The sequence below is a fragment of the Niveibacterium microcysteis genome (assembly GCF_017161445.1).
GTDB lineage: Bacteria > Pseudomonadota > Gammaproteobacteria > Burkholderiales > Rhodocyclaceae > Niveibacterium > Niveibacterium microcysteis.
In genome coordinates this window covers 1,512,047-1,528,269 of the sequence record NZ_CP071060.1, presented here as the reverse complement: position 1 = coordinate 1,528,269, position 16,223 = coordinate 1,512,047, and the positions used below count along the sequence as shown (strand labels likewise).

The following is a 16,223-nucleotide window of genomic DNA, read 5'->3' as shown; positions in this document are numbered from 1 at the left end:
CACGCTCTGGCTCTGGCTCTGGCTCTGGCTCTGGCTCTGGCTCTGGCTCTGGCTCAGGCTCAGGCGAGCTAAGCCTATGATTGACGGGCCCGCGAAGTAACGAGTCTTTTTTCCCGGCCCAGCTAGTTCGCCCGCTCATCACGCCGCAGCTGCAGCGCGGCTTCCACCTCCCGGAGCAAGGCTGGATTGCCCGCACGCAGCTCCAGCTTTGGCGGTAGCGGGCGGACGAACCAGCGCACCGTGTAATCAAGTACGGCACCCGGCGCCAGCGACACGCATGCGCCGTGGTTTTCAAGCTCGATATAGACGCCGCCGTCCTGCCCCCAGAGTTCGATCGGCGCATGACCCTCGGCGCACTGTGCCGCACCGACCCGCTCGAACTGCTTCACGAACAGCAGGCGTTCCGGCGTGACATGAGCGAGCCATCCGTCGCGAGCGACCCCGAAATGTTTGCGCCCGACAGCCAACTGTTCCCGCTCAAAGGCGTACCAGGCGAATCCACGCTCACAACGCTGCACGGCAAGCGCCGACGGGGGTACGTGAGGGTCGTCGCTCCCGGGGTAGAAACTCAGCCCGCCCGGAACGCGCGTGACCTCCCAAGGCGCCAAGCGTTGTGCTTGAGCACGGTGGTTACGAATGCGGTAGCGAATCGCGAAACCCTGTTCCTCGGGTAATGCCACGAAGCGCTTGTTGAAACTCAGGCCACAGGAAGCGTCGACATGGCTCTGGCAGACCAGCGCGTCGCCTTCGACCGTGCTTTCGTACGGCGCCGAATCGAGGCCTACCCTCGGTGGCCATCCCCACGCGGCCTGCGGCGCGTCCCAGAAAGTCGAGCCGTAGTTGTCCGGATGCGCATGCGGCTGAGAAAGCACTTCCGATTCGCCCAAGCGGAGCGAAACCACGCGTGCCCCGACGTTCGGATCGACTTCCAGGCAAACGCCCGCCGACGCAAGGCGAAAGCGCCCGTTCGCAAGCCGAATGGGCTGAGTTTCAGCGATCAAAACACTCATGCAGAACCCCTGTTCATGAAAACGTTATCTTAGCTACCCTGAAATCGGAGCGCCCAACGACAGCACCGACTGCACCGGACAATTCAGGGCGAAGACCATACACAGCAGCGCCTATTGAGCCGGCCCATACTTCGTCCATGCGCAATCAGAAACAAATCCATGCTCTCAGAGGGCTTTCATTTTTGCAAACGTTTTCATATCATGACGCCTGACATGAAAGCAGGCCGGCAACGACGCAGTTTCAGCCAAGCAAGTCGCTGAAGATGCTTCGCACAGAGCCCCAACTGGACCCACCCACACCATGAATAGCGCGAGCACCTTCAAGTACGGTCATTTCGACGACGCCACCCGCGAATACGTCATCACCCGCCCCGACACGCCCCTGCCCTGGCTCAACTACCTCGGGCAGGACGAGTTCTTTGGCCTATGCACCAACACGGCTGGCGGCTATAGCTTCTGGAAGGACGCCAAGCTGCGGCGCCTGACCCGCTACCGCTACAACAACGTGCCTTACGACCTCGGCGGCCGCTACTTCTATGTGAATGACGGCGGCGAGGTCTGGAACCCGGGCTGGAAACCGGTCAAGGCCAAGGGCGTGAAGTACGAATGCCGCCACGGCCTGGGCTACACGCGCATCGTCGGCGAACGCGACGGGCTGGAAGTGGAAACCCTGTTCTTCGTACCGCCGGGCGAAAACCTCGAAGTGTGGAAGGTAACGGTGCGCAACAAGTCGGCGCAGCGCAAGACGCCGAAGCTGTTCTCCTACCAGGAGTTCTGCTTCTTCGAAGCGCTCAACGACATGACCAACTACCAGCGCACCTACTCGATCGGCGAGGTCGAGGTGGAGGGTTCGGCGATCTATCACAAGACCGAATTCCGCGAGCGCCGCAACCACTACACGCTGTTCGCCTGCACCCGCCCGATCGCCGGCTTCGATACCTCTCGCGACGCCTTCGTCGGCATCCACGAAGGTCTGCACGAGGCCAAAGTGCCCTTCGCCGGCCAGGCCACCAACTCGGTCGCCTTCGGCTGGAACCCGATCGGCTCGCACCAGATCGATCTGGATCTGGCGCCCGGCGCCGAGGAATCCTTCGCCTTTGTGCTCGCCTACGTTGAGCAAGGCGATGCGCCGAAGTTCGATGCGCCCTTCGTGATGAACAAATCGGTCGGCCGCGCGATCGTCGAGAAGTACTCGGCGCCCGGCGCGGTGGATGCCGCGCTAGCAAGCCTGAAGGCCTACTGGGATGCGCTGCTCGGCAACTTCCAGGTCGACTGCCCGAACGAGCACGCCCAGCGCATGGCCAACACCTGGAATCAGTACCAGTGCATGGCGACCTTCAACATGAGTCGCTCCGCCTCGATGTACGAAACCGGCATCGGCCGCGGCATGGGCTTCCGCGATTCGAACCAGGATCTGCTCGGTTTCGTGCACATGATCCCGAGCCGCGCACGCGAACGCATTCTCGACATCGCTGCGACGCAACTCTCGGACGGCACCTGCTACCACCAGTACCAGCCGCTGACGAAGAAAGGCAACGCCGACATCGGCGGCGATTTCTACGACGACCACCTGTGGCTGGTGCTCTCAACCTGTGCGTACATCAAGGAATCGGGCGATACCTCGATCCTGCAGGCGCCGTGCGCTTACGCCGACAAGGCTTATGAAAACGTTATCACCGATACGCTGCTCGATCACCTCGAAACCTCCATTGCCTACACGATGAAGAAGCGCGGCCCCAACGGCCTGCCGCTGATCGGCCACGCGGACTGGAACGACTGTCTCAACCTCAACTGCTTCTCGACCGAGCCGAACGAGTCCTTCCAGACCGCCGGCGACGTGCGCGACTCGAAGGCCGAGTCGGTGATGATCGCGGGCCTCTTCCTCTACGCCGCACGCGAGATGGCCGGGCTCTACGAGCACCTGGATCGCAATTCCGACGCAGCGCGGATGCGCGGCCACTACGCCGAGATGCTGGATACGGTGGAACGCGTGACCTGGGACGGCGCCTGGTACACGCGCGCCTACGCGGCCGATGGTTCGGTAGTCGGCTCGCACACCAACACCGAAGGCAAGATCTTCATCGAGAGCCAGGGCTGGTGCGTGCTGGGCGGCGCCGGCGCCAATAACGGCCGTGCGCGGCAGGCGATGGAATCGGTGCACCGGCACCTCTACACGAAGAACGGCGTGGTGCTGCAACAACCGGCCTACTCCACCTACGACAAGGCACTCGGCGAGGTGACGTCCTACCCGCCGGGCGTGAAGGAAAACGCCGGCATCTTCAGCCACAACAACACCTGGATTCACCTCGCCTGGTGCCAGCTCGGCGAAGGCGACCGCGCGCTGGAGTACTACCTCTCGATCTGCCCCTCGGCCAAGCAGGACCAGATCGACACCTACCGCGGCGAGCCTTATGTCTATGCCCAGATGATCGCAGGCAAGGATGCGCCCTGCTTCGGCGAAGCCAAGAACAACTGGCTCACCGGCACCGCGGCCTGGACCTTCGTCGTCGTCAGCCAAGGGCTGCTCGGCATCAAGCCGGACTACGCCGGCCTGCGCATCGACCCCTGCATCCCGAAGGACTGGCCCGGCTTCAAGGTGACGCGGCGCTTCCGCGGCGACACCTTTGAGATCACCGTCAGCAACCCGCAGCACGTCAGCAAAGGCATCAAGGCGGTACGAGTGGACGGCAAGGACATCGATCCGACGCAAGCGATCAGGCCCGCTGGCGATGGTCGCACCCATCAAGTGGAAGTCGTGCTGGGCGAATAAGCCCTGACGGAAGGAAAAGGCCGGCGGCTGAATCGCCGTCGGCCTTCTAGCGGTAACGCCCGCTCGGCTCAGTAAGCCGACGCCACCACGGCAACCGGCCGCTTTGCGACCACCGTGATGCGCGGAATCTGCTGGTCTGCAACGGGACGCCCCGAGAGAGCCTCAGCGGTCGCAACGCTGATCTGCACGTCACTGCGGCCAAAACTCTTGCCATCGCTCACGCCGATCGCCGTCAGCATCGCCAGGCAGGCGAATACCACAACGAGCAGCGCGTTCATCACGTCGTCCAGGCGGTTCATGTTCGTGTTCATGGCGGTCTCCTTGGGGGCTTTTTCGGGGCGTCTCGCGACGCGTTCAACGTGATGACACTGTGCCCCACCCCTCTTCGCCAAACGATGACGCGATGCGCAGCGGGAATGTGACCTTTTCACGCCGCGCCCCGTTACACTGCAGCGGCTACACCCTCACACCGCTCCGATGCCAAGCTCCCAGCCCAACAACCCACTGCACGGCCTGACACTCGAGACGATTCTGACGCAGCTCGTCGAGCGCTATGGATGGGAAGAGCTTGGGCTGCTGATCCCGGTACGCTGCTTCCAGCACGAACCCAGCATCAAATCCAGCCTGAAGTTCCTACGCCGCACCCAATGGGCGCGCGAGCGCGTTGAGGCGCTCTATCTTCGCGGCGTCTGACCGGCCGCCGAACAGCAGCCGCCTCCACTCCGCGCTCAGTTCGCCCGCCCCCAAGCCCGGCCGCCCAATGCGGCACTGCCGCAGGCTATAATTCGCGTTTTTTGTCAGACGCTTATGCTGGTCTTCCGCGGCCTCCCCGATCGCGCTGAACACGGTTCGGTGCTCACGATCGGCAACTTCGACGGCGTGCACCGCGGCCATCAGGCCCTGCTGCAATTGCTCGTGCGCGAGGCGCGCGAGCGCGCGCTGCCGGCCACGGTGCTGACCTTCGAGCCGCATCCGCGCGAGTTCTTCGCCCCCGAATCGGCCCCGCCGCGTCTTTCGCGCCTGCGCGAGAAGCTCGAATACATGGCCGAATGCGGCGTCGATCGCGTCTATGTGCTGCGCTTCAACAAGGCGCTGGCTTCGCTTGATGCCGAGGCCTTCGTCGAGAACGTGCTGGTGCGCGGCCTGGGCGTGCGGCATCTGTTGATTGGCGACGACTTCCGCTTCGGCCGCGGCCGTGGCGGCGATTTCGCTTCGCTGCAGCAAGCCGGCGAAACCTGGGGCTTCCGCGTCGAATCGATGCCGACGCTCGATTTCGACGGCGAACGGGTGTCGAGCTCGGCGGTGCGCGATGCGCTGGTCTCCGGCGACATCGAACGTGCCGAGCGCCTGATCGGCCGCCCATACACGATGAGCGGCCGGGTAATGCATGGCGACAAGATCGGCCGCACGATCGGCTTCCCGACTGCGAACATCCAGATCAAGCGCAACCGCGCGGCGCTGCACGGCATCTACACGGTGACTGTGGATGGCATCAGCGACGCGCCCTGGCCGGGCGTGGCGAGCCTCGGCAACCGGCCGACGATCACCAAGAACGGCGCGGCGCGGCTGGAAGTCTTCCTGTTCGGCTTTGAAGGCAACCTGTACGGCAAGCATCTGCAGGTGCACTTCCTGCACAAGCAGCGCGACGAGGAAAAGTACGGCTCGCTTGAAGAACTGACCGCCGCGATCAAGCGCGACTGCGAGATCGCGAAAGAAATCCTCGCGCAGCATCGAATTCCGGTGCCGGCGACCTGAGCGGTCGTCGGCGCCCCGCCTTGTCGGCGGCAGCCCTGCGTGAGTACCCCGCGGCGCCCGCCCTGAACCGAATCCCCTGCATTCACGCAAAGATTGAAGAGATAGCAAGCCATGGCTGATTACCGGAAAACGATGAACCTGCCCGACACCGCCTTCCCAATGCGCGGTGACCTGCCCAAGCGCGAGCCGGGCTGGGTGGCGGGCTGGCAGAAGGGCCAGCTGTACCAGAAGATCCGCAAGGCCAGCGCCGGCCGGCCGAAGTTCGTGCTGCACGACGGCCCGCCCTACGCGAACGGCAACCTGCACCTGGGCCACGCGCTGAACAAGATCCTCAAGGACATCATCGTCCGCTCGAAGACCCTGGCCGGTTTCGACGCCCCCTATGTGCCGGGCTGGGACTGCCACGGCCTGCCGATCGAACACAAGATCGAAGTCACCCACGGCAAGAACCTGCCCGCCGACAAGGTGCGCGAGCTGTGCCGCGCCTACGCCGCAGAGCAGGTCGAGATCCAGAAGAAGGAATTCATCCGCCTCGGCGTGCTGGGCGACTGGGACAACCCCTACCTGACGATGGCCTTCGCCAACGAGGCGGGCGAGATCCGTGCGCTGGCCGAGATGGTCAAGCAAGGCTATGTGTTCAAGGGCCTCAAGCCGGTGAACTGGTGCTTCGACTGCGGCTCGGCCCTGGCCGAAGCGGAAGTCGAATACGCCGACAAGAAGTCGCCGACGATCGACGTGGCTTTCGCCGTGTCGGACGCCGACGCCGGCAAGCTCGCCGCCGCCTTCGGCCTCGCTGCGCTGCCCAAGACCGCCTACGCGGTGATCTGGACCACCACGCCCTGGACGATCCCCGCCAACCAGGCGCTCAACATGCACCCGGAGTTCGAGTACGCGCTGGTCGACACCGGCGCGAAGCTGCTGGTGCTGGCCAAGGACCTGGTCGAGGATTCGCTCAAGCGCTACGGCCTCGAAGGCGCCGTGCTCGCCACCACCAAGGGCCAGGCGCTCGATCGCATCGAGTTCCGCCATCCCTTCTTCGACCGCGTCTCGCCGGTGTATCTGGCCGACTACGTGGGGCTGGATGCCGGTACCGGCGTGGTGCACTCGGCGCCGGCGCACGGCGTGGACGACTTCAATTCCTGGCTCGCCTACGGCCGCCGCAACGACGAGATCATCTCCATCGTCAAGGGCAACGGCGTCTACGTTGAAGACCTGCCGTTCTTCGGTGGCCAGATGATCTGGAAGGCCAACCCGGTCATCGTCGAGAAGCTCACCGAAGTCGGCGCTCTGCTCTCGCACGGCACCGTCAGCCACAGCTACATGCACTGCTGGCGCCACAAGACGCCGGTGATCTACCGCGCTACCGCTCAGTGGTTCGTCGGCATGGACAAGCTGCCGAAGGATGGAAAGAGCCTGCGCGACAAGGCGCTGGGCGCCGTCGAGGCGACCGCCTTCTACCCCGCCTGGGGCAAGCCGCGCCTGCACGCGATGATCGCCAACCGCCCGGACTGGTGCATCTCGCGCCAGCGCACCTGGGGCGTGCCGATCCCGTTCTTCCTGCACAAGGAAACCGGTGAGCTGCACCCGCGCACCGTCGAGCTGATGGAAGAAGTCGCCAAGCGCGTCGAAGTCTCCGGCATCGAAGCCTGGTCCAAGCTCGACGCCGCCGAGCTGCTGGGCGCCGAGGCCGAGCAGTACATCAAGATCAGCGACACGCTGGATGTGTGGTTCGATTCCGGCACCACGCACTGGCATGTGCTGCGCGGCTCGCACAACGACGGCCACACCAGCGGCCCGCGCGCCGACCTGTACCTCGAAGGTTCGGACCAGCATCGCGGCTGGTTCCACTCCTCGCTGCTGACCGGCGCCGCGATCGACGGCCACGCGCCCTACAAGGCGCTGCTGACGCACGGCTTCACCGTGGACCAGCAGGGCCGCAAGATGAGCAAGTCGCTCGGCAACGTGATCCTGCCGCAGGAAATCAGCGACAAGATGGGCGCCGAAATCCTGCGCCTGTGGGTCGCCGCGACCGACTACTCGGGCGAGCTCGCGGTGTCGAAGGAGATCCTCGACCGCGTCGTCGAAACCTACCGCCGCATCCGCAACACGCTGCGCTTCCTGCTCGCCAACACCGCCGACTTCGACATCACGAAGAATGCCGTGCCGGTCGAACAGTGGCTGGACATCGACCGCTACGCGCTGGCCTTCACCCGCAAGCTCGCGACGCAGGCCGAGTCCGACTACGCGAAGTTTGAATTCCACCGCGTGGTGCAGGCGCTGCAGATCTTCTGCTCGGAAGACCTCGGCGCCTTCTACCTCGACATCCTGAAAGACCGCCTCTACACCACCGCGCCGGATTCGGTCGCGCGCCGCGCCGCGCAAACCGCGCTGTGGCACATCGTGCAGACGGTGGTGAAGCTGATGGCGCCTATCCTCTCCTTCACGGCGGAGGAAATCTGGGCGGTGCTCAACGGCAACAACCCGGACGAATCGGTGATGCTGCACACCTTCCACGCCCTGCCGGCGCAGGAAGGCGAAGCCGGGCTGATCGCCCGTTGGGAGACGATCCGCGCAGTGCGTGGCGAAGTCTCCAAGGCGGTTGAAGCGGTGCGCACCGAAGGCAAGATCGGTGCCTCGCTGCAAGCCGAAGTCGAGATCCGCGCGGGCAGCGACAAGTTCGATGCGCTGGCCTCACTCGGCGACGACCTCAAGTTCGTGCTGATCACCTCGGCCGCGACGCTGGTGAAGGTGGCGGGCGAAGCCGACGAGGCGATCGTCGTCACGCCGACCGCGCAACAGAAGTGCGAGCGCTGCTGGCACTGGCGCGCGGACGTCGGCGTGAACGCCGAACACCCCACGCTATGCGGCCGCTGCGACAGCAACCTGCACGGCGACGGCGAGGTGCGTACGCATGCCTAAGCGTTTCCTGGCTTGGCTCAGCCTCTCGGGCCTGGTGATCGTGCTCGACCAGATCACCAAGCTCGCGGTGCTGCGCAACCTGAAGCTCGGCGAGGCGATCCCCTACACCGACTTCTTCCAGCTGGTACTGGTGTACAACCCGGGCGCGGCGTTCAGCTTCCTCGCCAACCAACCGGGCTGGCAGAAGTGGTTCTTCGTCACGCTGGCGATCGTGATCTCGACCTGGCTGCTGGTGCTGTTGAAGCGCCACGCCAGCGAGCGCCTGCAGCCGCTGGCCTTCGCGCTGATCATCGGAGGCGCGCTGGGCAACGTGATCGACCGCATCGCCTACGGTGCCGTGGTCGACTTCCTGTATTTCCATGTCGGCCGTTACGGCTGGCCAGCGTTCAACGTGGCGGACTCGGCGATCTCCGTCGGCGCCGTGTTGATGATTGCAGCCCAACTCTTTGCGGGCCGCCAGCCGGCCGCGGACACCAAGTCATGAACCTGATTGGCAACGAAAGCCTCGTCACGCTGCACTTCCGTTTCGCGCTGCCGGACGGCACCGTGATGATCTCGACCTTCGAATCGACGCCGGCCACGCTGCAGATCGGTCGTGGCGAACTCGGCCGCAAGATCGAGGACTGCCTGATCGGGCTGTCGGTCGGCGCCGAGCGTAGCTTCGATCTGGCCGCCGGCGAAGCCTTCGGGCCGCGCCACGAAGAGCTCGTCGAGCGAATCCCGCGCAGCGAACTTCCCGCCGACGTGGAGCTCGAAGCGCAAGCGGTGCTGACCTTCACCGCGCCGGACGGCAATGCCTTCTCCGGCCAGGTGCTGGAACTGGACGACGAAAGCGTGGTGATCGATTTCAACCACCCGCTCGCCGGCCGAGCCGTGCGTTTCGATGTGCAGGTGGTCGGCGTCAGCTGACATCCTCACTTCCAAAAAGAACAGAACCAGCCCCATACAGAGACCGAACATGGAAGTCCTCCTCGCCAACCCCCGCGGCTTCTGCGCCGGCGTGGAACGCGCCATCACCATCGTCGAACGCGCGATCGCGCTGTACGGCGCGCCGATCTACGTACGGCACGAAGTGGTGCACAACAAGTTCGTCGTGGATGACCTGCGCAACAAGGGTGCGGTGTTCATCGAAGACCTCGCCGATGTGCCGGCTGGCAACACGGTGATCTTCTCCGCGCACGGCGTGTCACAGGCGGTCCGTGCCGAGGCCGAGGCCCGTGGCCTGAAGGTCTTCGACGCAACCTGTCCGCTGGTGACGAAGGTGCACATCGAGGTCCAGCGCATGCGCGATCAGGGCCGCGAGATCATCATGATCGGCCACAAGGGCCACCCGGAAGTCGAAGGCACGATGGGCCAGAGCGAGGGCGGCATGTACCTCGTCGAGACCGTCGAAGACGTCGCTGCGCTGCAGGTCAAAGACGAAAACCTGCTCGCCTACGTGACGCAAACGACGCTGTCGGTGGACGACGCGCAGACGGTGGTGGATGCACTGCGCGCGCGCTTCCCGGCGATCGTCGGCCCGAAGAAGGACGACATCTGCTACGCCACGCAAAACCGCCAGGATGCGGTGAAGTTCATGACGCCGCAGGTGGATGTGGTGTTCGTGGTCGGCTCGAAGAACAGCTCAAACTCCAACCGCCTGCGCGAGGTTGCAGCGCTGCGCGGCGTGCCCGCCTACCTGGTCGACAACGCGGCGGGCATCGACCCGGCCACGCTGGAAGGCAAGCGGCGGATTGGCGTCACCGCTGGGGCTTCTGCGCCCGAGGTGCTGGTCAACGAAGTGATCGAACGGGTCAAGGCGCTCAGCGGCGCCAGTGTGCGCACGCTGGAAGGCGTGACCGAGAACGTGAACTTCCCGATTCCCGCGGAGCTGCGGCCGCAGTCGTAAGCGACAAACCGCTCGCGACGAAAGCCCGGCCTCGGCCGGGCTTTTGCTTTGTCGCGGGCGCGACAAAGCTTGAGCCATCGCAAGCGCGCTGCCACTACAAGCCCTTAATCTGACAGTGATTTCTGCGCTCCGATTCAGTCTCCCCCGACCTTGGAGCGCGAGGAGCTTGCCATGTTCACGATTCTCGCCCTGCTGACCGTTGCAGCAGCCTACCCGACCTGGAAGGCGTTCAAGGACGCCGAGGCCGGCAAGTTCGACAAGCCGGTCTACAAGCGGCCGAACTTCTACATTTGAACCCACTTGCGGGGGCCGTCGGCGCGGCTGACCGACCCTTACGAGTTGGTCCAGCCGCCTTGGCGCGGCTCAGCCCGGCTGGTTTCGCATCCAGTCGGCAGTTTTGAAGAGCGAGCCCTCGAGATGCTGCCGCAGCGCGGCTGACATGGGCTGCGCATCCATCGCCTTGTGCATGCAGGCGAGCCACTGGTCGCGCTCCTTGACCCCGATCGGGAAAGGCATGTGACGGGCGCGCAGCATCGGGTGGCCCTTGCGCTCGACGAACATGTCCGGCCCGCCCAGCCAGCCCGACAGAAACCAGTACAACTTGTCGCGCGACTCATCCAGATGCGCCGGATGCAAGGCGCGCAGCTCAGCAAACTCGGGCTCCAGGTCCATCAGATCGTAGAAACGATCGACCAGGGCGCGCACCGCGGCGTCGCCGCCGAGCATGTCGTACGGGGTGTTTTCGGGGCTCGGATGCATCGTGAGGCTCTCATGAAACGAGCCGCGATAATGCCACGAAGCCGGCACACGCCCGAGCCTGCGGCCATCGCCCTCTCACCACCCTCACCCTTTAGGCGGATTCGTCTTGCGCGGCGAGCGCAGCGCAGCCTCGATGCCCTTGCGTGCCCAGCGCAGAAACTCCACGTCGTCATCCATCGCGGCTTCCGGCAAGGGGTAGTAGCGCAGGGATTGCGGGCTGCCATCCTTCATCGCATAGGTAAATGGGCGCAAACCCTCGCGTTCGAAATCGGGCACGCTCAGTGAGTCCGCCTTCACGTAGAACACATCATCACTGACGATTGCGAAGAACAGCTCACCGCTGTAGAGCCCGTAGGCGCCAAACATCCGCCGCGCGCGAATCGCCCCGAACGGTGCGAGGCGTTCGCAGAGCCAGTCCACATACTCGTTGCATCGCGTCGCCATGCTTTCTCCTGCCCGCTCAAGTTTCTTGAATACCCGCCGAAATCCCTCGTCAGGAGCGCGTTCCGGCGTTTCAGGTGACAAAACTTTACTAGGCCGCTCATAGGCCGGGAGCTAACATGCCCTTCGTCCGCCGAAATCCGCAAGGAGAGATTGTCGCGATCCTGCGGGATCAGGAAGCGGATGCGCAGGAAGAGCTGTCCAACGACCACCCGGATCTGCTGGCATTCATCGGTCGCGACCCCGGCGAGAGCTTCGCTGCGCTGGATGCAGACTTCATCCGCGTGCTGGAAGACCTGATCGACGCGCTGATCGACAAGGGCGTCCTGCGGGTGACCGATCTGCCGCACGGCGCACAGCGTAAACTCTCGGCCCGCAAGGGCCTGCGGCGGCGCCTCGTCGGCGCGCTCGATCTGCTTGGCGACCAGGACGTGATCTGACCCCGCGCGCCCAGCGACAGGACCGGAATTCTGAATGAGCGACACCCAGCCGAACACGAAACCCTGGGAGGTCAACGAGCACGGCGTGCATGACGATCCGCTGCTCGACTGCCTCGCCGCCCTCACCCGTATCCACGGCAGCCCCTGGACCCACGAAGCGCTGGCCGCCGGCCTACCGCTGGTGAACAACCGGCTGACACCCTCACTGTTGCCGCGTGCCGCCGCGCGGGCAGGCCTTTCCGCCCGCCTGGTGCGCCAGGCGCTGTCGGCCGTTCGCCCGGCGCTGCTGCCAGTGATCCTGCTGCTCAACGACGGCCGCGCCTGCCTGCTGCTTGAACTGGGCGAGCAAGGCGATGCGCGGGTGCGCTTCCCCGAGGCCGGCGAGACCGCCGTCGCGCTCAGCCAGGACGAACTCGCAGCCCTGCATGCCGGCGTGGTCTGCTATGTGCGCCCCCGCTTCCGCTTCGAAGCACGTGTACCCGAAGTCGGCAAGGTGCGCGCGCGGCACTGGTTCTGGGGTGCGGTGTTTTCCAACTGGCGGCTGTACCGGGACGCGGTGTTGGCCTCGATGCTGGTGAACATCTTCGCATTGGCGATGCCGCTGTTCTCGATGAACGTGTACGACCGCGTCGTACCCAACCGTGCCGAGGAAACCCTCTGGGTCCTCGCGGTGGGCGCGGTACTCGTACTCGGCTTCGACCTCGCGCTGCGAACGCTGCGCGCCTACATCATCGACACCGCCGCGAAGCGGATCGACGTGTCGCTGTCGTCGAAGATCCTCGAACGCGTGCTGGGCATGCGGATGGAGTCGCGCCCCGAATCCGTCGGTTCGTTTGCGTCAAACCTGCGGGCGTTCGAGAGCGTGCGCGACTTCATCGCCTCGGCCACCGTCACCACGCTGGTCGACCTGCCCTTCGTGTTTGTCTTTGCCTTCGTCGTGGCCTGGCTGTCGCCCTGGCTGCTGCTACCCGCATTCGCCGGTGCGGTGATCGTGCTGTTCCTCGCCTTCGTGGTGCAGGACAAGATGCACGAACTGACCGAGACGAGCTATCGCGCCAGCGCCCAGCGCAACGCCACACTGGTCGAGAGCCTGGTCGGCATCGAGTCGATCAAGACCGCTGGCGCCGAGGGCTGGATCCAGCGCCGCTGGGAACGGACCACGCTGTTCCTCGCCCAGGTCGGCACGCGCTCCAAGCTGCTCTCTTCGCTGATCGTCAACTTCTCGCAGACGGTGCAGCAGGCGGTGTCGGTGGTGGTGATCATCACCGGCGTGTATCTGCTGCTTGATGCCAAGCTCTCGATGGGCGGCATCATCGCCGCAAGCATGCTGACCGGCCGGATGCTGGCGCCGCTGGGCCAGGTGGTCGGGCTGTTGCTGCAGTATCACAACGCACGCACCGCACTGACCGGCATCGAACAGCAGATGACGCTGCCGATCGAACGCCCCGAAGACGCACCTTTCCTGCACCGAGCCCAGTTCCGCGGCGAAATCGAATTCCGCGACGTGAGCTTCCAGTATCCGGGCCGCGAGCAGTACGCGCTGCGGCGGGCTTCGTTCCGCATCACTGCCGGCGAGAAGGTCGGCGTGATCGGGCGCGTCGGCTCCGGCAAGACGACGCTGGAGAAACTGATCCTCGGCCTCTATCAACCAACCGATGGCGCAGTGCTGGTCGATGGCATCGACGCGCGCCAGATCGATCCGGCCGAATTGCGCCGCGCGGTGGGCTTCGTGCCGCAAGACGCCACGCTGTTCTACGGCAGCCTGCGCCAGAACATCGCGCTGGGCGCGCCCTTCGCCGACGATGCGGCGATCCTTGCGGCTGCGGACATCGCCGGCGTCACCGAGTTTGCCAATGCGCATCCGCGTGGCTTCGACATGCCGATTGGCGAGCGCGGCGAATCGCTATCGGGCGGGCAGCGGCAGGCGGTCGCGATCGCGCGCGCCTTGCTGAACGATCCGCCGATGCTGCTGCTCGACGAACCCTCCAGCAACATGGATCACCAGAGCGAAGACCGGCTCAAGAAGAAGCTGCGCGAGTTCGCGCACGCCAAGACGCTGCTGCTGGTCACGCACCGCACCGCACTGCTGGAACTGGTGGACCGCCTGATCGTCATCGACAACGGCCAGATCGTCGCTGACGGCCCCAAGGCGCACGTCGTGGAAGCCCTGCAGCAAGGCCGTATCGGGAGGGCGCACTGATGAAGCTCCGCATCCCCGCCCTGCTCCAACGCGCCGGCCAGTGGTCCTTCCGCAAGACAACCGGGGCGCTCGATCGTTTGCTGCTGTTCGCAAGCAAGCGCGATCTGCACGACGACGCAGACTTCCTCGCCGATGCTGACTGGGCGATCGCCGAGCAAACGCCGCGCGGCGCGCGCCTCGCAGTCTGGATCTCGCTCGCCGCAGTAGTGGTACTGATCATCTGGGCCGCGTTTGCGCAAATCGACGAAGTCACGCGGGGTGACGGCAAGGTGATCCCGTTCTCGCAGAACCAGCTGATCCAGAGCCTCGATGGCGGCATCGTGCAGCAGATCCTGGTGCGCGAGGGACAGACCGTCGAGAAGGGTCAATTGCTGCTGAAGATCGACCCCACCCGCTTCGTCTCTTCGCTGCGTGAAAACCGCTCGCAGTACTTGTCACTGCTGGCCAAGGCAGCGCGCCTTGAAGCGATTGCAGAGGGGCGCGCATACGAGCCGCCACCGGAGGCATTGAAAGAGGTGCCGGACGTGGTGGAGCAGGAGCGCGCCGCCTTCGAATCGAAGCGGCTTGAAGTGGAAGCCACCGTCGGCATCGCACGCCAGCAGCTCACCCAACGCACCCAGGAGCTCAACGAAGTGCGCGCGCGCCGCGAGCAGGCCTCGCAAAGCTACGACCTCACCGCCCGCGAGCTGGAAGTCACCCGCCCGCTGACCAAGACCGGCGCCGTGTCCGACGTCGAACTGCTGCGCCTGGAGCGCGACGTGGCACGCTACCGTGGCGAGCGCGATGCGGCGAATGCGCAGATCCCACGCATCCAGGCGGCGATCGGCGAAGCCCAGCGCAAGATCCAGGAAGTCGAGCTGCAGATGAAGAACCAGGCGCGCTCGGATCTTTCCGACGTCAGCGCAAAGCTTGGCACTTTGTCCGAAGGCAGCGTCGCGCTCGCCGACCGCGTGAAGCAATCTGAAGTGCGCGCACCGATGCGCGGCACCGTGAAACAGATCTTCGTGCACACCGTCGGCGGCGTGGTACAGCCGGGCAAAGAAGTGGTCGCGATCGTGCCGAGCGACGATGCGCTGCTGCTGGAAGCGCGCGTACTGCCCAAGGACATCGCCTTCCTGCGCCCGGGCCAGAAGGCGCAGGTGAAGTTCACTGCCTACGATTTCTCGATCTACGGCGGGCTCGAAGGCACGCTCGAACAGATCGGCGCCGACACCGTGGTGGACGAAAAAGGCAACGCTTTCTACGAAGTGCGCGTGCGCACGACGACCAGCACGATCGGGCCGAAGAAGCTGCCGATCATTCCGGGCATGGTCGCGGAAGTCGATATCCTGACCGGCAAGAAGTCGATCCTGACCTACCTGCTCAAACCCGTGATCCGCGCCAAGGCCGCGGCAATGACTGAACGATGACGCGTCCGCTGCTGGTTCTTGCCACCCACGACGACCACCTTGCCCGGCGCTGGCATGCGCTCGGCGAGCACTGGCCGATCGTGCGCGCCAATCGCTTTGATGCCCTGCCCGCTGGCGCGCGGCTTGCACTGATCGACGCCGAACTACCCGATCTGCCGCCGTTGGGCGACCCGCGCTGGCCGCGCCTTGCGGCCAGTTTGCGCATGGTCTTCGCGAGCAGCAGGCCGAACGATGGCGAGGGCCTCGCCGCAATCGAAGCCGGTTGCAGCGGCTACTGCCATGCTTTCGCGTCGCTGGAGCAACTGACCCAGGTAGTGGATGTTGTGGAGTCTGGCGAACTGTGGGTAGGCCGCGCGATCCTCAACCGCCTGTTGCGCGCGGTGGACCACGCCAGCAAGGCCCCCGCCGCACCCGGCTGGGCCGCCGGGCTCACCGAGCGCGAACAGGAAGTCGCACAGCGTGCCGCACTCGGCGAATCGAACGCAGACATCGCCGCTGCGCTCGAGATCACCGAGCGGACGGTCAAATCCCACCTCAGCGCGGTGTTCGAAAAAATGGGCGTGGCCGACCGCCTGCAGCTCGCGCTGCGTGTGCACGGCATCAAATAGGCGCGCCGTGTAACACCGTTTCAC

Annotated in this window: 16 protein-coding genes; 12 read left to right on the top strand and 4 right to left on the bottom strand. The window is 64.9% G+C overall.

Annotated features, from left to right (window positions below; genetic code table 11):
- Window positions 1-122 precede the first annotated feature (122 nt).
- Window positions 123-1,010, bottom strand: coding sequence for a hypothetical protein (locus JY500_RS07030; protein WP_206255711.1), 888 nt, complete (start codon window positions 1,008-1,010; stop codon window positions 123-125).
- A gap of 301 nt (window positions 1,011-1,311) precedes the next feature.
- On the opposite strand from JY500_RS07030, the gene JY500_RS07025 reads away from it, so the two are divergent.
- Window positions 1,312-3,780: a glycoside hydrolase family 94 protein gene (locus JY500_RS07025; protein ID WP_206255710.1), complete on the top strand. Its 2,469-nt coding sequence runs from the start codon at window positions 1,312-1,314 to the stop codon at window positions 3,778-3,780.
- A 68-nt stretch (window positions 3,781-3,848) separates the two neighbouring features.
- Here JY500_RS07025 and JY500_RS07020 read toward each other — a convergent pair whose 3' ends face one another.
- Window positions 3,849-4,091 carry a hypothetical protein gene (locus JY500_RS07020; RefSeq protein WP_206255708.1) on the bottom strand — a complete coding sequence of 81 codons (243 nt, stop codon included), beginning with the start codon at window positions 4,089-4,091 and terminating at the stop codon, window positions 3,849-3,851.
- Between the two features lie 166 nt (window positions 4,092-4,257).
- On the opposite strand from JY500_RS07020, the gene JY500_RS07015 reads away from it, so the two are divergent.
- The 7 genes from JY500_RS07015 to JY500_RS22295 all read left to right on the top strand — a co-directional run bounded on the left by JY500_RS07015 (window position 4,258) and on the right by JY500_RS22295 (window position 10,636).
- The gene (locus JY500_RS07015) at window positions 4,258-4,473 is read left to right on the top strand and encodes a VF530 family protein (protein ID WP_206255707.1); all 216 of its coding nucleotides are present in this window, start codon (window positions 4,258-4,260) and stop codon (window positions 4,471-4,473) included.
- Window positions 4,474-4,587: 114 nt separating this feature from the next.
- A complete protein-coding gene (locus JY500_RS07010; protein ID WP_206255705.1) occupies window positions 4,588-5,535 on the top strand; it encodes a bifunctional riboflavin kinase/FAD synthetase in 948 nt (315 codons plus the stop codon).
- Window positions 5,536-5,646: 111 nt separating this feature from the next.
- Window positions 5,647-8,454 (top strand): isoleucine--tRNA ligase, encoded by a 2,808-nt coding sequence (ileS, locus tag JY500_RS07005; protein WP_206255703.1) that lies wholly within the window; start codon window positions 5,647-5,649, stop codon window positions 8,452-8,454.
- A complete protein-coding gene (gene lspA, locus JY500_RS07000; RefSeq protein ID WP_172205212.1) occupies window positions 8,447-8,938 on the top strand; it encodes a signal peptidase II in 492 nt (163 codons plus the stop codon). Before ileS ends, lspA begins: the two co-directional genes overlap by 8 nt.
- Window positions 8,935-9,363, top strand: coding sequence for an FKBP-type peptidyl-prolyl cis-trans isomerase (locus tag JY500_RS06995; protein WP_172205215.1), 429 nt, complete (start codon window positions 8,935-8,937; stop codon window positions 9,361-9,363). The genes lspA and JY500_RS06995 overlap by 4 nt, the downstream gene beginning before the upstream one ends.
- A gap of 49 nt (window positions 9,364-9,412) precedes the next feature.
- A complete protein-coding gene (gene ispH, locus JY500_RS06990; RefSeq protein ID WP_172205217.1) occupies window positions 9,413-10,342 on the top strand; it encodes a 4-hydroxy-3-methylbut-2-enyl diphosphate reductase in 930 nt (309 codons plus the stop codon).
- Window positions 10,343-10,513: 171 nt separating this feature from the next.
- On the top strand, window positions 10,514-10,636 hold the full coding sequence (locus tag JY500_RS22295) for a hypothetical protein (protein ID WP_256378377.1): 123 nt from the start codon (window positions 10,514-10,516) through the stop codon (window positions 10,634-10,636).
- A 69-nt stretch (window positions 10,637-10,705) separates the two neighbouring features.
- Here JY500_RS22295 and JY500_RS06985 read toward each other — a convergent pair whose 3' ends face one another.
- Together JY500_RS06985 and JY500_RS06980 are read right to left on the bottom strand one after the other, a co-directional pair.
- Window positions 10,706-11,101 carry a group II truncated hemoglobin gene (locus JY500_RS06985; protein WP_172205220.1) on the bottom strand — a complete coding sequence of 132 codons (396 nt, stop codon included), beginning with the start codon at window positions 11,099-11,101 and terminating at the stop codon, window positions 10,706-10,708.
- An 84-nt stretch (window positions 11,102-11,185) separates the two neighbouring features.
- Window positions 11,186-11,545, bottom strand: a complete 360-nt coding sequence (locus tag JY500_RS06980; RefSeq protein ID WP_206255701.1) for a TfoX/Sxy family protein — start codon at window positions 11,543-11,545, stop codon at window positions 11,186-11,188.
- A gap of 116 nt (window positions 11,546-11,661) precedes the next feature.
- Here JY500_RS06980 and JY500_RS06975 point away from each other — a divergent pair, with 116 nt between their 5' ends.
- The 4 genes from JY500_RS06975 to JY500_RS06960 are packed head-to-tail and all read left to right on the top strand — an operon-like array spanning window position 11,662 to window position 16,199.
- Window positions 11,662-11,982 carry a hypothetical protein gene (locus JY500_RS06975; RefSeq protein WP_172205227.1) on the top strand — a complete coding sequence of 107 codons (321 nt, stop codon included), beginning with the start codon at window positions 11,662-11,664 and terminating at the stop codon, window positions 11,980-11,982.
- 34 nt (window positions 11,983-12,016) lie between these two features.
- A complete protein-coding gene (locus JY500_RS06970) occupies window positions 12,017-14,182 on the top strand; it encodes a type I secretion system permease/ATPase (protein WP_206255700.1) in 2,166 nt (721 codons plus the stop codon).
- Window positions 14,182-15,591 carry an HlyD family type I secretion periplasmic adaptor subunit gene (locus JY500_RS06965; protein ID WP_172205234.1) on the top strand — a complete coding sequence of 470 codons (1,410 nt, stop codon included), beginning with the start codon at window positions 14,182-14,184 and terminating at the stop codon, window positions 15,589-15,591. The genes JY500_RS06970 and JY500_RS06965 overlap by 1 nt, the downstream gene beginning before the upstream one ends.
- Entirely contained in the window at window positions 15,588-16,199 is a 612-nt protein-coding gene (locus JY500_RS06960; protein ID WP_206255698.1) for a helix-turn-helix transcriptional regulator, read from the top strand. Before JY500_RS06965 ends, JY500_RS06960 begins: the two co-directional genes overlap by 4 nt.
- The last annotated feature ends 24 nt before the right edge of the window (window positions 16,200-16,223 follow it).

What these genes read in the sequence shown, in the direction of transcription:
- JY500_RS07030 (WP_206255711.1), bottom strand. Translation starts at nt 1,010, where the DNA reads ATGAGTGTTTTGATCGCTGAAACTCAGCCCATTCGGCTTGCGAACGGG.
- JY500_RS07025 (WP_206255710.1), top strand. Translation starts at nt 1,312, where the DNA reads ATGAATAGCGCGAGCACCTTCAAGTACGGTCATTTCGACGACGCCACC.
- JY500_RS07020 (WP_206255708.1), bottom strand. Translation starts at nt 4,091, where the DNA reads ATGAACACGAACATGAACCGCCTGGACGACGTGATGAACGCGCTGCTC.
- JY500_RS07015 (WP_206255707.1), top strand. Translation starts at nt 4,258, where the DNA reads ATGCCAAGCTCCCAGCCCAACAACCCACTGCACGGCCTGACACTCGAG.
- JY500_RS07010 (WP_206255705.1), top strand. Translation starts at nt 4,588, where the DNA reads ATGCTGGTCTTCCGCGGCCTCCCCGATCGCGCTGAACACGGTTCGGTG.
- ileS (WP_206255703.1), top strand. Translation starts at nt 5,647, where the DNA reads ATGGCTGATTACCGGAAAACGATGAACCTGCCCGACACCGCCTTCCCA.
- lspA (WP_172205212.1), top strand. Translation starts at nt 8,447, where the DNA reads ATGCCTAAGCGTTTCCTGGCTTGGCTCAGCCTCTCGGGCCTGGTGATC.
- JY500_RS06995 (WP_172205215.1), top strand. Translation starts at nt 8,935, where the DNA reads ATGAACCTGATTGGCAACGAAAGCCTCGTCACGCTGCACTTCCGTTTC.
- ispH (WP_172205217.1), top strand. Translation starts at nt 9,413, where the DNA reads ATGGAAGTCCTCCTCGCCAACCCCCGCGGCTTCTGCGCCGGCGTGGAA.
- JY500_RS22295 (WP_256378377.1), top strand. Translation starts at nt 10,514, where the DNA reads ATGTTCACGATTCTCGCCCTGCTGACCGTTGCAGCAGCCTACCCGACC.
- JY500_RS06985 (WP_172205220.1), bottom strand. Translation starts at nt 11,101, where the DNA reads ATGCATCCGAGCCCCGAAAACACCCCGTACGACATGCTCGGCGGCGAC.
- JY500_RS06980 (WP_206255701.1), bottom strand. Translation starts at nt 11,545, where the DNA reads ATGGCGACGCGATGCAACGAGTATGTGGACTGGCTCTGCGAACGCCTC.
- JY500_RS06975 (WP_172205227.1), top strand. Translation starts at nt 11,662, where the DNA reads ATGCCCTTCGTCCGCCGAAATCCGCAAGGAGAGATTGTCGCGATCCTG.
- JY500_RS06970 (WP_206255700.1), top strand. Translation starts at nt 12,017, where the DNA reads ATGAGCGACACCCAGCCGAACACGAAACCCTGGGAGGTCAACGAGCAC.
- JY500_RS06965 (WP_172205234.1), top strand. Translation starts at nt 14,182, where the DNA reads ATGAAGCTCCGCATCCCCGCCCTGCTCCAACGCGCCGGCCAGTGGTCC.
- JY500_RS06960 (WP_206255698.1), top strand. Translation starts at nt 15,588, where the DNA reads ATGACGCGTCCGCTGCTGGTTCTTGCCACCCACGACGACCACCTTGCC.